This is a genomic window from Brevibacterium sp. 50QC2O2, assembly GCF_024580675.1.
GTDB lineage: Bacteria > Actinomycetota > Actinomycetes > Actinomycetales > Brevibacteriaceae > Brevibacterium > Brevibacterium moorei.
The window spans coordinates 1-14,491 of sequence record NZ_JANIJZ010000009.1 but is presented as its reverse complement, the minus strand read 5'-3'; the positions used below and the strand labels follow the sequence as shown (position 1 = coordinate 14,491).

The 14,491-nt window shown below is 65.9% G+C and carries 15 protein-coding genes and 1 tRNA gene; 11 read left to right on the top strand and 5 right to left on the bottom strand.

All coding sequences use genetic code 11. The annotated features are described in order from the left end of the window. Positions 1-3: 3 nt before the first annotated feature. Positions 4-669 (bottom strand): GntR family transcriptional regulator, encoded by a 666-nt coding sequence (locus tag NQ038_RS08645; protein ID WP_257062422.1) that lies wholly within the window; start codon positions 667-669, stop codon positions 4-6. A gap of 94 nt (positions 670-763) precedes the next feature. On the opposite strand from NQ038_RS08645, the gene NQ038_RS08640 reads away from it, so the two are divergent. From NQ038_RS08640 to NQ038_RS08615, 6 genes are all read left to right on the top strand, one after another. Continuing rightward, positions 764-1,915: an acyl-CoA dehydrogenase family protein gene (locus NQ038_RS08640; RefSeq protein WP_257057961.1), complete on the top strand. Its 1,152-nt coding sequence runs from the start codon at positions 764-766 to the stop codon at positions 1,913-1,915. 50 nt (positions 1,916-1,965) lie between these two features. Further along, on the top strand, positions 1,966-2,469 hold the full coding sequence (locus NQ038_RS08635) for a MaoC family dehydratase (protein ID WP_257047785.1): 504 nt from the start codon (positions 1,966-1,968) through the stop codon (positions 2,467-2,469). Between the two features lie 164 nt (positions 2,470-2,633). Further along, positions 2,634-3,299 carry a peptidoglycan-binding protein gene (locus NQ038_RS08630; protein WP_257047784.1) on the top strand — a complete coding sequence of 222 codons (666 nt, stop codon included), beginning with the start codon at positions 2,634-2,636 and terminating at the stop codon, positions 3,297-3,299. A 182-nt stretch (positions 3,300-3,481) separates the two neighbouring features. Beyond that, positions 3,482-3,763: a metalloregulator ArsR/SmtB family transcription factor gene (locus NQ038_RS08625; RefSeq protein ID WP_257047909.1), complete on the top strand. Its 282-nt coding sequence runs from the start codon at positions 3,482-3,484 to the stop codon at positions 3,761-3,763. Between the two features lie 99 nt (positions 3,764-3,862). Further along, entirely contained in the window at positions 3,863-4,615 is a 753-nt protein-coding gene (locus NQ038_RS08620; RefSeq protein WP_257062420.1) for a hypothetical protein, read from the top strand. Then, the gene (locus NQ038_RS08615) at positions 4,612-4,839 is read left to right on the top strand and encodes a helix-turn-helix transcriptional regulator (RefSeq protein ID WP_257047782.1); all 228 of its coding nucleotides are present in this window, start codon (positions 4,612-4,614) and stop codon (positions 4,837-4,839) included. Before NQ038_RS08620 ends, NQ038_RS08615 begins: the two co-directional genes overlap by 4 nt. 9 nt (positions 4,840-4,848) lie before the next feature. Here the strand turns inward: NQ038_RS08615 and NQ038_RS08610 are convergent, their stop codons facing one another. Continuing rightward, on the bottom strand, positions 4,849-6,075 hold the full coding sequence (locus tag NQ038_RS08610) for a pyridoxal phosphate-dependent aminotransferase (protein WP_257062418.1): 1,227 nt from the start codon (positions 6,073-6,075) through the stop codon (positions 4,849-4,851). Positions 6,076-6,667: 592 nt separating this feature from the next. Here NQ038_RS08610 and NQ038_RS15635 point away from each other — a divergent pair. The 5 genes from NQ038_RS15635 (at position 6,668) to NQ038_RS08585 (ending at position 12,033) form a co-directional block, all read left to right on the top strand. Beyond that, positions 6,668-8,659, top strand: coding sequence for a DUF222 domain-containing protein (locus NQ038_RS15635; RefSeq protein WP_373456797.1), 1,992 nt, complete (start codon positions 6,668-6,670; stop codon positions 8,657-8,659). Positions 8,660-8,759: 100 nt separating this feature from the next. Next, positions 8,760-8,833: transfer RNA gene (locus NQ038_RS08600), tRNA-Met, on the top strand. Between the two features lie 222 nt (positions 8,834-9,055). Beyond that, positions 9,056-9,574 (top strand): macro domain-containing protein, encoded by a 519-nt coding sequence (locus tag NQ038_RS08595; RefSeq protein WP_257062415.1) that lies wholly within the window; start codon positions 9,056-9,058, stop codon positions 9,572-9,574. 10 nt (positions 9,575-9,584) lie between these two features. Then, on the top strand, positions 9,585-10,379 hold the full coding sequence (locus tag NQ038_RS08590) for a hypothetical protein (protein WP_257049999.1): 795 nt from the start codon (positions 9,585-9,587) through the stop codon (positions 10,377-10,379). A gap of 88 nt (positions 10,380-10,467) precedes the next feature. Further along, positions 10,468-12,033, top strand: a complete 1,566-nt coding sequence (locus tag NQ038_RS08585; protein WP_257049998.1) for a flotillin family protein — start codon at positions 10,468-10,470, stop codon at positions 12,031-12,033. On the opposite strand, the gene NQ038_RS08580 is transcribed toward NQ038_RS08585, so the two are convergent. The 3 genes from NQ038_RS08580 to NQ038_RS08570 all read right to left on the bottom strand — a co-directional run bounded on the left by NQ038_RS08580 (position 12,023) and on the right by NQ038_RS08570 (position 14,227). Further along, positions 12,023-12,445, bottom strand: coding sequence for a DoxX family membrane protein (locus tag NQ038_RS08580; protein ID WP_257049997.1), 423 nt, complete (start codon positions 12,443-12,445; stop codon positions 12,023-12,025). The two genes, NQ038_RS08585 and NQ038_RS08580, sit on opposite strands and share 11 nt — an antisense overlap. Further along, positions 12,442-13,608 (bottom strand): DUF3500 domain-containing protein, encoded by a 1,167-nt coding sequence (locus NQ038_RS08575; protein WP_257062414.1) that lies wholly within the window; start codon positions 13,606-13,608, stop codon positions 12,442-12,444. Before NQ038_RS08575 ends, NQ038_RS08580 begins: the two co-directional genes overlap by 4 nt. Positions 13,609-13,759: 151 nt before the next feature. Beyond that, positions 13,760-14,227: a transposase gene (locus tag NQ038_RS08570; RefSeq protein ID WP_373456801.1), complete on the bottom strand. Its 468-nt coding sequence runs from the start codon at positions 14,225-14,227 to the stop codon at positions 13,760-13,762. Positions 14,228-14,491 lie beyond the last annotated feature (264 nt).

Here is a 14,491-nt window from a genome sequence, read left to right as displayed (position 1 = left end):
CCGTCAGTCGTTGGCGATGTCGAAGGGATCGGCGACATCCGACCGGCCCAGGGCACGGGCGGCTGCCAGGAAACCGGTGCGGATGTGATCGGCCATCAGTGCTCCGGCGCCCTCGGCGTCGACGGCATGGGCCGCGTCCAGCAGTTCGGCGTGTTCATCGGTGGATTCGCCCGTGCGCACATCGTCGTCGAGGGTCAGGTCCCAGGGGAAGGCGTCCCATTTGTTCGCGATCTCCGCGGCGAGGCCCGGTGAACCGGCGCGCTCGTAGAAGAAGAAGTGGAAGTCCCGGGTGAGTTTGTTACGGCCGGGTCCGTCACCGGCGGCCACCGCCGCGCGCAGATCTGCCAGGATGCGCTGGGCGCCCTGGAGTTCGAACCGGGAGATCCGCAACACCGCCCTGCGCATCGCATAGGGTTCGAGCAGCATCCGGATCTGGTAGAGACCGGTCACCCAGCCGAAGTCCACCCCGGCCACCCGCACTCCCCGGTGCGCCTCGGAAATCACCAGGCCGTCGGACTCCAGGCGTTGCAGGGCCTCGCGCACGGGGGTGATCGAGGCGTCGAACCAGTGTGCCACCTGGTCCTGGCGCAATCGCACCCCGCGTTCCAGCTCGCCGGAGAGGATTCGCCGGCGCAGTGCCTCTGCGATGATGTCGCGTTTCGTCTGCATCGGGGACTCCTTGTTCGTCGCGGCATATCATGCATTATCCTTAAGAAAATATATCAACGAAGATACGCGCCGTCGTGCGCCTGGGAGGAGTTCCGTGATCAGCGAAGAAGAACAGGCCATGGTCGACACCGTCGCGGCCTGGATCGACGCCGAGGTCAAACCGACCGTGGGCGAATTCGAGAAGTCGGGACAGTACCCCACCGACTGGATCGAGCAGATGAAGGAGATGGGGATCTTCGGCCTGGCGATCGCGGAGCCCTGGGGCTACGGCGGAGTCTCCGGCGAGGCCTACGCCATGATCGCCGCCGAACTGGCCCGCGGCTGGATGACCCTGGCCGGCGCCATGGGCGGGCACACCGTCGTGGCCAAGCTGCTCCAACTCTACGGCACACGCGAACAGCAGGACAAGTACCTGCCGGGGATGGCCACCGGCGAGATCCGCGCGACCATGGCGCTGACCGAACCCGGCGGCGGATCCGACCTGCAGGCCATGACGACCCACGCCGACTTCGACGAGGCCGCCGGTGAGTACGTCATCAACGGCGCCAAGACCTGGATCACCAATGCCAGGAAGGCCGACGTCACCGCCCTGCTGCTCAAAACCGACCCGAGCGCGCAGCCGCGCCACTCGGGGATCTCGATCCTGCTGGTGGAGAAGGTCCCCGGCTTCGAAGTCTCCCGCGATCTGCCCAAACTGGGCTACAAGGGCATCGAGAGCTGCGAACTGTCCTTCGCCGACGCCCGTGTGCCGGCCGATGCCCTGCTGGGCGGGGTCGAGGGCAAGGGCTTCGCGCAGATGATGAAGGGCCTGGAGACCGGCCGGCTCAACGTCGCCGCGCGCTCGGTCGGGGTGGCCCAGGCCGCGCTGGACGATGCGGTGCGCTACGCCCAGGAACGCGAGTCCATGGGCAAACCGATCTGGAAGCACCAGGCGGTGGGCAATCTGCTGGCGACGATGGCCACCAAGACCGAGGCAGCCCGCCAGCTGCTGCTGCACGCCGCGCGCACCTACGACGCCGGCGGCCGGGTGGACATGGAGGCCGGGATGGCCAAGCTCTACGCCTCCGAGGTGGCCGCCGAGGTGGCACTGGACGCGATCCGGGTGCACGGCGGATACGGCTACTCCACGGAGTACAGCCCGGAGCGCTACTACCGTGACGCGCCACTGATGATCGTGGGCGAGGGCACCAACGAGATCCAGAAGAACGTCATCGCCGGCCAGCTCATCAAGCGCAACAAGATCTGAACCACACCACGTCCGAACGCACCACTATCCACGATCCGAAGGAGACCAATATGACCACGCACTTCGGCTGGCAGGGCCGCTACTTCGAGGACTTCACCATCGGCGACGTCTTCGAACACCCCCTGGGCCGGACCATCACGAGCACCGACAACACCTGGTTCACGTTGCTGACCCAGAACACCGCGCCCGTGCACTTCGACCACGAATACGCCAAGCGCACCGAATTCGGCAAGCCCCTGGTGAACTCGACCCTGACGGTGGCCCTGATCACCGGGCAGAGCGTCACCGACGTCTCGCAGAACGTGTTCGCGAACCTGGCCTGGGACAAGATCGTCCTGCCCCACCCCCTGTTCGAGGGCGACACCCTGCGCTCGCGCTCCACGGTGACGGCCACCAGGGAGTCCAAGTCCCGGCCGAACATCGGGATCGTCACGGTGCACTCTGAGGGCTACAACCAGCACGGGGACGTGGTGTGCGCCTTCGAGCGCACCGTCATGGTCTACCGCCGCGGCCACGGCCCCAATGCCGAGCGGGTCGCCGAACTCGAGGGCTGAGCAACGCAGTCCGGTCGCCCGGCACTGGCGGTGCAAGCCGCGCAGGCAGTGCGTGCTACACAAGCAGTGCGTGCCGCGCAGGCAGTGCAGGGCGACCAAGCTCACGCCGAATGTTACGATTTGGTCACAGCGTCCGTTCGGGTTCGGCTCCTACACTGGGAGACATGCTCTCGACGAACTCGACTAGAAGGCGTCCCGCGCGCCGCCGAGGCGCCGGTGCGACGGGCGCTCGTGCAACCTCGCGCGCAGCGGCCCGACAGAAGCGATCGGGAAGGGCCGGGCACAGGGCCACCGCAATCGCGGCATCGGTCATGGTCGTGCTCATGGTCGCAGTCGGCGGCATCGTCTGGGCCGGCAATGTCCTCAGCTCCCCGCATGCCCCGCAGACGGTGCGCAGCCTGCATCTGACGGCCGATAATCTGACGTCTGCGCAGTCGACGAACGCGCAGACGATCATCGGCGTGGGCAAGACCGCCAAGGTGGGCGAGGACGGGATCGTCGTAGCGCTGATGACTGCGCTCCAGGAGAGCACTCTGTACAACCTGGACCACGGCGACAGAGATTCCAGGGGCCTGTTCCAGCAGCGCCCCAGCCAGCAATGGGGCACCGACGAGCAGGTGCAGGATCCGGTCTACTCCGCCCGTGCCTTCTACGGGATCAACCCGCAGTGCCCCAATGTGGGACTCAAACAGGTCAAGGGCTGGAAGACCATGGAGAAGAACGACGCAGCCCAGACCGTGCAGGCCTCCGGCTACCCCGAGGCCTACGCCAAATGGGAGCAGACCGCCTACGACATCCTGTCCAAGTACGGCGACTCTCCGGCGATCTGAACGCGCGGTCTCGGCCGGGGTTCCCACAGTCCCTGCGGCAACGACCCTGGTGACGGGTCCGGGTTGCCCCGCGACGGGTTCGGGGGCGGCTGCCGGGCCGGGGGCGGCCTCGACTAGAATCCGGTGACGTGGACAACTCTTCAGCGCATACGCACCAGGTCGACGCCCAGCTGCCGGAAAAGGTGGCCCCAGGCGCCCTGGAGCATGCGGCCGAGGTCTTCAAGGCTCTGTCCACCACCTCGCGACTGCGCATCCTGTTGACCCTGACCGCCCGCAGCGCCTCGGTGTCCGAGATCGTCGACGAGACCGGCCTGTCCCAGCCATTGGTATCCCAGCACCTCAAGCTGCTGCGCGGCCTGCACCTGGTGACGGTGGAGCGCGTGGGGCGCGAGGCCATCTACTCCCTCGCCGACGACCACGTCAGCCACGTCATCATCGACGCGCTGGCGCACGTGGAGGAGTAGGGCGGAGTGCCACCCTGCGCATCGCGCATTGACACCTTTAGCGCCCGCCTGATATTTATCGATAAACGTTGTTAATGACAATCGATAAGGACACTGGATATGAGCCTTTGGCCTGTGTGGTTGATCATCGTGGCACTGGCCGTCATCGGCATGATCATCGCGAGCCTCGCAGTGGTCGCCGGAGCGGGTCGGACGGACCGCGGACCCGTGATCGTGCGCCTGACTCTGTGGTGCGCCACCATCGTCACAGTCTTCACGCTGCTCGGAGCGATCACCAATACCGCGGTGGCACTGCTGAACGATCAGACGGCGATCACACTCACCGTCGAGCCCTTCTGGCCCACCCTTCCCGCAGGCGCGCACATAGAGGGCCCAACGGCTCATTTGGAGGACGGAGGGTTGACCTCAGGAGAGGTTCTGCTGTCCGGCCTGTCCGCCTCAACCAAGATCTGCTGGGCGATCGGCCAGGGACTCGCCTGGCTCCTGCCGGCCACGCTGGCCTTCCTAGTGTCTGTCATGTGCCGCAAGCTCTTAGCCGGCCAGGCCTTCTCCCCCGTCGTATCCCGTCTGACTCTGATCGCAGCGTTCGTCATCGCCATCGGCGGCATCGCTATGGCGATCCTGGCGGATACCGCCAGCTCCCTGGCCGCACAGCAACTGTTGGAGTACACCGGAGCCGAGGTTCCCGAAACCGGTGGGAAGATCGACTGGCTCGGGGACATGTGGCCCCAAGCCGGTGGCGGAATCGGCATCCCCCTCTGGCCAATTGGCGCTGGGCTGGGACTTGCAGCCCTGTCGGTCGCGTTCCGCTATGGCACACGGCTCGAACACGAGACCGAGGGGCTCATTTGAGCCCGGCCGAACCCACTGGTGAACACCGGGTGCACTGCCGGCTCGATGCGCTCTTGGCCGAGCGGGGAATGACGGTTACCGAACTCAGTCACCTTGTCGGGGTGAGCCCGGTGAACCTGTCAGTATTGAAGAACGACCGGGCCAGGGCAGTGCGCTTCACCACCCTCACCGCGATCTGCACAGTGCTGGACTGCCAGGTGGGCGATCTGTTCGAAATCCTCTGACCCAGCCGCTCAGGCCCCCTGATAGCCCCGCTGGAACGCCTTGATCCGCTCCAGGGCCTCGGCCACGGCCTCGGGTCCGGCCGCCAAGGACAGGCGCACGGCGGAATTGCCCTCGATCGTGTCGAAGTCGGTGCCCGGTGACAGCGCGACAGCCTGCTGGTCCATCAACGCAGAGCAGTACTCGGTGGCGTTGGCATAGGGGCCCAGGATGTTGTCGACCTTCGCGTACATGTAGAAGGCGCCATCGGCCGGGGCCACGTCATACCAGCCCAGTTCCGGAATCGCGTCGAGCACCATCTGCCGGGCCTTGGCGAAACCGTTGAGGGCCTCGAAACCCTCCTGGTAGGACCGCTCGGTGAAGGCCTCGACCGCTGCGACCTGGCTGGGCACGGGCGGGCACAGCGTGAAGTTGCCTGCCAGGCCGGACATGGCCGAGGCGACGTTCTCCGGCACGATCGCCCAGCCCAGACGCCAGCCGGTCATACCCCAGAACTTGGAGAAACTGGAGATGACGATGGCGTCGGGGTTGATTTCGGCGGCCGTCACGCCCAGCGCATCGGGGGCGGACAAGTCGGTGGCGAAGGTCAGGCCCTGGTAGATCTCATCGGAGACCAGGCGGACGCCGTTGGCCGCGCACCAGTCGGAGATCTCGGTCAGCTGGGCGCGGTCGAGCATCGTGCCCGTCGGATTCGCGGGGCTGGCGATGACCAGGCCGGACAGCGGCGACTTCGCGTGTTCGGCCGCCAGTTGGGCGACCGTGGGCTGGTAGCGTTCGGCCGGGCCGCAGTCGAGTTCCACGACCTCCAAGCCGAGGCCGGCCAGAATGTTCTTGTACGCCGCATAACCGGGCCGGGCCAGGGCAACGCGCTGGCCCACATCGAACACGGCCAGGAACCCCAGGGTGAAGGCACCGGACGATCCGGTGGTCACGAAGACCCGATCAGGGTCCAGCTCGAGGCCGTACCAGCGCTTGTAGTGCCCGGCGATGGCCTGGCGCAGCACGGGAATGCCGTTGACCGGGGAATAGCCCAGGTTCGTCCCATCGGTGAAGACCTTGGCGGCGCGTTCGCGCACATCGGTGGGCGCGCCCTGACTGGGCTCCCCCACGCATAGGGAGATGACATGTCGGCCCTCGGCAGCCATCTTGGCAGCACGGGCGACGATGTCCATGACAAAGAACGGGCTGACTGCGCTGCGTTCGGAGACTCCGAGGCGGGGAACGGTGTTTTCGGTCATATCCTCACACTAACGCGTCCACCGGACCCGGCCGACAGGATACCCCGATTCGTTCGCCGGCTATCGGTGGTCGTCCATCGGGCATCGTCTATCGGGCATCACCCGAACAGGTGTCCTTTGAGGTGGGCACCGCTTAGGCCGCTCAGGTTGAGTCCCAGCGTCTTTTCGGTGGTACTCGCCAAGTGGGTGCCGGTTGGGTTGGGTGCCCGAGCCTTGCCGGTGGTACTCGCGGGTTGGGTGTTCCTCGGGTGGGGTTCCGGCGCCTTTCGGTGGTACTCGCGAGTTGGATGCTAGTCGGGTTGAGTTCCCGCGCCTTGTCTGTCGTGTCAGATGCGCGCGCATACCCTGCCACCCAGCGCATCTGCTACCACCGAAACAGACAACCATTACTCGGCAAACATCGGAAACCAGTTTCGAATAAACCCTTCCCATTATGAGTGACACACGCTACACTTGAAGTAGGTCAGGAAACCCGAATCGGACAGTGAAGTCCCCTTCGGTTTTACGGCTCGTCTTCCCCGACACAGTCACAACACGCGTGTAGCCAGTTCGGCCGGCGTCTCGGTCGGGATACAGGAGGAGGGAAGAAGTCATGACCATCGATTCCACCCTCCCACGCGCTGGTTCCCCCGATCCGGATGAACCCGTAGGCTCGTCCGGAAACCGTCAGGGCCTGTCGGGAGGTGGTCCGGCTCCGGAACAGGACCCGGTCGATGGTGCCGAGGCCTTCGCCCGCCCAGCTGACCCCTTTTTGACTTCTGAAGATTGGGAGCGTCTACAGGAGATCGCTCCGGAACTCGTTCACGCCAGTGAGTCACTCGCTGGTCTGGGTGCCGGTGTGGGCACGGATCCCAGTCTCGACGCTTCCGACCTGCTCCTGGTGCTCAAGGGAATCGAACACCTCACCCGGATGACCACCTCAACGGAAGCTGCTGTTCTGGCGCGGGCCGAATACGAGGTGCCCACGGCCGACTATGGTGCGAAGACTCTTCCGGCCCTGGTGACTCGCCTGTTGAGGATCGATGGGGCGGCCGCGAGGCGGCGGGTGCGGTTCGCACACGCGATCGGTGCCGGCCGGTCTCTAACGGGTGCGCGTCTGGAACCGGCCTACCCCCATGTTGCCCTCGCCCTGGCGGACGGGGGTGTGTCGGTGGATCAGGCGCAGGCGGTGATCCGCGAAATCGAGAAGATCCCCCGCCAGGTCCGGCACGTCCATCACGCCACGGCCGAACGGATGCTCGTGGACACGGTGCCGAGTGTTGATGTGGACCAGATTCGTGTGCTGGGTTCTCGGATCCGAGCCTACCTGGATCCCGATGGGCGTTTCGCCGAGATCCCACCGTTGGTTGATGAGTTTCATGTGACCGTGACGCCGCGGAGGAATGGTGCGTGGAATCTCACGGGTCTACTGGATCCGGTGACGGGCGGAAAATTGCATGGCTTGTTGACCAACCGGCAGGAACCCGGCATGCAGGTGGAGGACGCGACAGGAGCGGGTGCGGGCACTGCCGCTGAGACCAGTGGCTCGGACACGGAACCCGCTGATGAACCGCCCGGTGATCTAGCACCGACGGCGGTGACGGTTGATGGCCGGCCCACCACGAAGGCGAATCATCCGTTTGGGTATCGGGAGCGGCCCGATGGTGCCAGGCGTCATGACATGTTCGCCACGTTGATTGATCGGGCTGCGGGTTCGGGTCCGCAGGGTGCGGGGATGGCCCTGATCGTCACAGCGACTGCTGAAGAGTATGCGCAGGGGAAGGCGGAGGTGGAATCCACTGCCGGCCCCATCGGGTTACAGGATCTGGAATCCCTGTCCCCGGGGGCACTCGTGTACTTCCAGGCCAACCAGCCCGGGACACGTGAGGTGACCGTGAGGAGTGCGGGCAGGTTTGCTACGCGGCGGCAGGTTGAGTTGATTGCTGCTCGTGATCGGGGGTGTACGTTCCCGGGGTGTGATATGCCGGTGGGGTGGTGTGATGCCCACCATATGATCCCCTGGTCCACTGGTGGACCCACGACGGTGGCGAACCTGACGTTGGCGTGCCGGTTCCACCATACGTGGCATGACCAGCATGGGTGGAGGGCCGAGTTGATTGGTGGTTTGCCGGCGTGGATTCCACCCCGGCATATAGATATCGAACAGCGACCCCTATTCCATTCCCGGTTCACGGCTGCCCTGACCGATATCAGTGCCGCACGGAATGCGGAGGGTCTACCGCCGGTGTGGGTGCCTGCGGATTTCTCCCCACCTGACTGGGACACAGCATCGGACCTGTCGGATTCACCCGATCCACCAGGCCCGCCAGACTCGTCTAGGACATCGGGTTCACCGGGTTCATCCACGGCATCGGGGACCGGCACTCCGCCTGCCACAGGTGCTCCGGGTGCCTGCACATCCGGCACCGGTCCTCCGGGTCCCGGCATGCCGTGGGGCACTCATGGGTCCTACACCGGGGATGCGGGCATCGACCCCGATGCCGATGACACGGATCTCCCACCCTTCCGAACCACGGTAGGGGTCTACTCCAGGCCGGCCACGGCCAGGACCTCAACGTGCCCTCGTCCGACGTCCCATCCGTAGTACTCCAGGAACGGCGTCAACAGCATTCGCTGCAGTGTCCTAACTCACCTCCACATGATTTGTAATTTCCCCCGGCCCCCCGTAGAGTTATACCTGTTGACGCGGGGTGGAGCAGTTCGGTAGCTCGCCGGGCTCATAACCCGGAGGTCGTAGGTTCAAATCCTGCCCCCGCCACGGAAACCCTGGTTGCACCAGGTTGCTGAAAGCCCCGAAGTGAGAACTTCGGGGCTTTTCCCATGTCTGGCCGAGAAAACCCGTAATCCACGCCAGCCGCCCGAGCCCGATGGAAGACCGGCCCCACCTCTCAGGGATAACATCCGCCAAGTGCACCCCATACCTCCAATCGAACGTCTAACGACGCCCTCGAGCGCCCGCACTCCGTGGCAGAATCGAGCCATGGTCACACTCACCGTTGAGCTCGGAGACATCACCACCTGCCCTGTCGATGCGATCGTCAACGCGGCGAACAATGCCATGCGCGGGGGTGGCGGCGTCGACGGGGCGATCCACAGGGCGGGCGGACCCGCAGTTCTTGCCGACTGCATCGCCCGTTTCCCCCAGGGCCTGGCCACCGGCGATGCCGGCTGGACCACCGCTGGCGAACTGCCGGCCCGCTGGATCATCCACGCCGTGGGCCCGAATCACAATGCCGGACAGCGCGACCGCGGTCTGCTCACCTCCTGCTACCGTCGTTGTCTCGAGGTCGCCGACGACCTGGGCGCTGCGAGCATCGCCTTCCCCCTCATCAGCGCCGGAGTCTACGGCTGGCCCAAGGACGATGCGATCGCGGCGGCAGTGGACACGATCCTGGACTCCCCCACCCGGGCGGAACGCGCTCTGCTCATCGCCTTCGACCAAGCCACCCACGACAGGATCCGGCGCGCCCTGGACCAGCGCACCGGGCCCACCGTCTGAGGCGCCGACCATGCCCCGCGGCCCCGTATCCTCAGGACCCACAGGCTGGAGGAGTCCGCGCGTCCTGCGCCCAGCCCTCATCGCGCTCTGGTGCCTCGATGGGCTCATCGCCTGCGTCCTCGGCTGGATCACGCCGGCGGCCCTTGACGCAAGCACCGTTGTGAACTTCGGCAGCGCCGTCTACGGCTTCCTCCCGGCAGACAGTCCTCTCGGCGCGCTGACCACCGGCGCCGCCCTCGCCGTCGGAGTGCTGGGCCTGGTGGGATTGGCCGGGCAGGGGGTCTACGGAAACGCGACCGGCACCGGCACCGCCTGGGGCGCGGCGAATCTGTTCGGAGTGCCCATGCTGGGTGCGGGAGCCGCAGCGGCCCTCAACCTCGGTCTGAACAGGGCGAACCCCGGCACGGTACTCACCGCCGGCGCGATCGCGCTGTGCGGGTTGGTCCTCGTCTGTCTCCCGATCCTGGCCCGGCGCGGGGTCGCCCGCCTGGAAAGGCTGCGGGAACATACCAAGGACATCGGCACTCGCACCACCGCCCGGGTAGCGAAGGCCACGCGTGTGACACTCAACGACGTCGATCGGTGGAAGATCTGGTTGGAGTACCAGGATGCGCAGGGACAGGCCTGGCACATCACCCACGTCCTGCCGATCGGATCGTCAGACCGGCCCCAGGCGGGCCACTTGTACTCCCTCACCTACGATCCTGCACACCCCGGCAGCAAATCCCGCACCTTCGTCCACGGTCCGGTAGGACGCCGGATCCCGGGAACGGGGAGGAACCGGCGGCCGGGCAGGCTACCCTGAACCACCCGCGCGTTCCCGCAGGCCGGGAGCCCCATAGGATTGATGGGGACAGGCCCCAACGCAGCACCGTGGCAACGTAAGGAGACCCATGTCCATCTCACTGGTGACCGGCGGCGGCATCGCCCTGGTCGTCCTCGTCATCCTGGTGGTGGCAGCCCTCTTCGGCTACATCACCTTCCGCCGCGCATATCGGGTCGCGGCGCCCAATGAGGCACTCATCATCACCGGCGGCAAGGCCAAGAAGGCCAAGGGCGATATCGACCTGGAGTCCGCAACCCGGATCGTGGTCGGCGGCCGGGTCTTCGTGCGCCCTCTGCTCGACCGCGCCTACTCCATGGATCTGTCCTCACGCCAGATCGGCGTGCAGATCGAGGCCATGAGCTCGAATTCGATCCCGCTGGTCCTCGAGGGCGTCGCTCAGATCAAGGTCGGCGAGGACATCGCCGATATCCGCCGTGCCGCCCAGCGCTTCCTGGATCAGCAGGACGATATCGACAAATACTCCAGGGAACTGCTCTCGGGCACGATGCGTTCGGCCGTCGGTACGCTGACCGTCGAACAGATTCTGCGCGATCGCGCGACCTTCGCGGAGAAGATCCGCGAGGATGCACTGGAATCGATGAACAACCAGGGTCTGGTGCTCGATACCTTCCAGATCATCTCGATCGAGGACCGCGACGGCACCTACCTGCGCGATCTGGGCCGACCCGAGGCCGCGGCCGCCGCCAAACGTGCCTCGATCGCCGAATCCGAGGCCAACCGCGAGGCCACCGAGGCACAGAACCGCAACGCCCAGCTGATCGCAGACTCGCAGAAGGAACTGGAACTGCGGCAGGCCGCGATCCAGCAGGAGACGGCCAGCCAGAAGGCCGAAGCCGAGGCCGCCGAACAGCTGGCCAAGGCCGAACAGCAGCAGCGGATCCTGGCAGAACAGCAGAAGATCGCCGAGGCGAACAACGATCTGAAGGAACGCCAGCTGGTCGCCGAGGTCCGCAAGCCGGCGGACGCGAAGAAGTACGAGTCCCAGCAGACCGCCGATGCCCAGCGCTATGCGCGCGAGCAGGCCGCGGAAGCCGAACTGACCGAATCGCAGCGCCGCGCAGACGCAGCCCAGGCCAAGGGCCGTGCCGATGCCGCGATCGTCCAGCAGCGGGCGGAAGCCGAAGCCTCCGCGACCCGTGCCAAGGGCGAGGCAGAAGCACTGGCGGTCGAGGCAAGGGGCCGGGCCGAGGCCTCGGCCGCTGCGGAGAAGGGCCGGGCGGAAGCCGAGTCGATTGCGGCCGCCGCGGACGCCTACGCCAAGTACACCGACGCCGCGCGCCTGTCCGAGGTCCTCAAGGTTCTCCCGGAGATCGCAGGTCGCCTGGTGGAGCCCTACGGCAATATCGAGAAGCTCTCGGTGATCTCCACCGATGGGGAATCGAAGCTGACGCAGAATGCTGCGGTCAACCTCGAGAAGACCATCGACATGGTCTCCTCGACGACCGGCTTGGACGTCCACGGGCTGCTCGGATCGCTCATGGACAGGTCCGCGGGAACAGATCCGGCGGCTACCCCGCGGACCCGCACACGGAACGAGGCGCCCGGCGCCCCCGCAGGGACTCCGGACGCCTCGGATGAAGCCGCGCAGAAGCGGGACGAGCCTACTTCTTGACCTTCTTCACGACCTTCTTGTCACCGGCGACGATGAACAGCAGTCCGCCGATGATGGCCGCGTTCTTGGAGAACTGAACGATATCGCCCGGCCGGGCATCCGCGTCCTTCTCCCAGAAGGAGTGCCCGGCCAGGGTGGTGGGCACCAGCGTGGCGGCCAGGCCCAGGGCGGAGACCCGCGGCAGGAGGCCCAGTGACAGGGTTGCACCGAACAGAGCCTGGGCAGCACCGTTGAGCCGCACAGCGGTCTCATCGTCGAACGGCAGGGGGACGACTCCGCGGATCTGATCCAGCGTCTTCTTGGCGACCTCGGGCCGCTGCCCCGGGTTCAGGGCCGCCTGCGCGCCCAGATAGGCGATGCCACCGCCCAGCAGGGTACGAGCGCCGGACTTGAGAAGCTTCTTCACAATCATGATTCCCCTTTGGTATCACCGTTGGTCTGCATCTCCAGCCTAGCCGCGCCGTGGGCTGCCTGCCACTGGCGCACCCAGGACCTGCCGTAATCGTTTCCATTGGGCACCCGCATGACCGTGTGCACATGGAACCGCTGCGGGAAGTCGTAGTCGAGGAAGACACCGCAATGGTGGTCGAGTTCGACGATGAGCACCGGGGACTGAAACCGGTAGTAGAAGACATCGCCCACCTGGTGCCCGCCGATCCAGCTGAAGTGCGCCTCGTCGAGGTGGTCGGCGACCTCACGCAGTTTGGCCGCCCGGGGGCCTGCGGGCAGGCTGATGAGGAAGGTCCCCACCAGGTCGAGCACCGCCTGTTTGGCCACATCGTCCAGTTCTGCCACCGGCACGCCCTCGTAGGGGATGACCCGATTGTCCTGGAAGGCTCCGGCCAGGTGGCGCTCATCGCCCGGGTGGACGCGTCCTTCGGGCATCGCCGGGTCGACGATCTGCTCATAGGTCACGGCGCGCTCCAGCTGTTCCGGGCTCAGCAGTGCCATCAGGTCCGTGCCGGCATCCACCCGGTCGTCGAAGGAGCGCAGGCCTGCGTCCGGACCGGCGTCGATCTCATTGGGTTCGGCCCCGTGGAACACCGGGCCCAGGGTCATCCGACCCTCCACCACCAGGCAGTTGACCGCGCAGTGGTGGCCGTAGAGCTGCCAGCCCCAGGGCGCGATGGGATCGGGTGTGCCGTAGACGGCGAAGTTGTAGCTGAAGTCGCCCAGGATCGCAGGCAGGCCCACGACCTCGCCCAGGAAGCCGTGGATCCGCATCATCGCCCTGGTCAGCTCATAGCCCTCGGGGCTCAGGCTGGCGCGCACCAACTCCAGAGCCGCCTCTCGGACCGCCTGCGAGGCGAATTCCAACCGCACACCCGTGTCGAACTGCATGAACTCCGGGTTCGCCCAGGTCTGCCACTGCGCGGCATCGACCTCGTAGCGCAGCTTGTCCCTCTCCTCCGGGGTGCAGACTTCGAACAGGGCCGAGGCCGTGGTCCAGCAAGAGGGCGGAGAGTTCCACTTCCCTGCCGAGGGGGCTTCGGCAGAGCCCAGGCGGAACTGGACCTGGTCGTCGTGGGACCGCCCCCTGACACCCCGGACGGGCGCTGAGGCCCATCGACGCACATCATCACGCTCGCATTCCCTCAGCCGGCGAAGTCTCACCTCTGCTGGTGGTGGCTCCACACACGCGCCGGTGGCAGCAAAACCCACGAGGTTTGCTGCCACCGGTGCACGTGTCGAGCCACTCCCCCAGACCTGACTTCCACAACGTTAGTTACCCTGGCGGGGTGACGGCGTCGCGGATATAGGCGGCAGCCTCGGTGATGGGGTCGGCCGCGGCGATCGTGTGCCCGGCGATCGTCACACTAGTCTCGACGATCGGCTTGAGCGTGGTGATGATGCGCTTCTTCGACCAGCCAGTGGCCGCGTAGAGGTAGCGCTCGACGGCCAGCGCGGTGAACACGATCGTCAGGTGCGCCTCGATTGCGTCACGCGTGTGGTGGAAGATCGGCCGGGCCCGCAGATCGGTCTTGGACATGCGGAACGACTGCTCGACGTGCCACAGCTCGTGATAATTCCCGATCACCTCGCCTGCCGTCATGAGGCTGGCGGGCAGGTTCGTCAGGTAGCCCTTCCAGCCGGCCAGGCTCATCGCCCGATCGTAGGAGGCCTCGTCGAAGGACTTCTTCGCGTCCTTGATCCGCACGAACCGGGTTTTCTTCACCGGCTTGTCGCCCTCGATGATGGCGATGGCCTTGTTGCGCTGCAGGTTCAGCGTCTGCCGGTCTCGTACGGCGCGTTTCCGGCGGAACTGCCATACGGCGCGCCACGCGTCCGGATGAGACTCGGCCGACCAGACGGGCTCGGCCCGCGTTTTCAGGCTCTTCCGGATTGAGGGTGTAGAGAATTATCCGACAGGGGTAGGTGTGTCGTAGGGGGTGTGAAGAAGGCCCCGCGGTGAGAATGGGAATTGTCTAGAAACCGATTCCTCACCACAAGGCCTTCG

Excerpts from the sequence above, each read along its gene's own strand:
- NQ038_RS15635 (WP_373456797.1), top strand. The coding sequence starts at position 6,668 with ATGACCATCGATTCCACCCTCCCACGCGCTGGTTCCCCCGATCCGGAT.
- NQ038_RS08595 (WP_257062415.1), top strand. The coding sequence starts at position 9,056 with ATGGTCACACTCACCGTTGAGCTCGGAGACATCACCACCTGCCCTGTC.
- NQ038_RS08645 (WP_257062422.1), bottom strand. The coding sequence starts at position 669 with ATGCAGACGAAACGCGACATCATCGCAGAGGCACTGCGCCGGCGAATC.
- NQ038_RS08635 (WP_257047785.1), top strand. The coding sequence starts at position 1,966 with ATGACCACGCACTTCGGCTGGCAGGGCCGCTACTTCGAGGACTTCACC.
- NQ038_RS08620 (WP_257062420.1), top strand. The coding sequence starts at position 3,863 with ATGAGCCTTTGGCCTGTGTGGTTGATCATCGTGGCACTGGCCGTCATC.
- NQ038_RS08590 (WP_257049999.1), top strand. The coding sequence starts at position 9,585 with ATGCCCCGCGGCCCCGTATCCTCAGGACCCACAGGCTGGAGGAGTCCG.
- NQ038_RS08580 (WP_257049997.1), bottom strand. The coding sequence starts at position 12,445 with ATGATTGTGAAGAAGCTTCTCAAGTCCGGCGCTCGTACCCTGCTGGGC.
- NQ038_RS08585 (WP_257049998.1), top strand. The coding sequence starts at position 10,468 with ATGTCCATCTCACTGGTGACCGGCGGCGGCATCGCCCTGGTCGTCCTC.
- NQ038_RS08610 (WP_257062418.1), bottom strand. The coding sequence starts at position 6,075 with ATGACCGAAAACACCGTTCCCCGCCTCGGAGTCTCCGAACGCAGCGCA.
- NQ038_RS08630 (WP_257047784.1), top strand. The coding sequence starts at position 2,634 with ATGCTCTCGACGAACTCGACTAGAAGGCGTCCCGCGCGCCGCCGAGGC.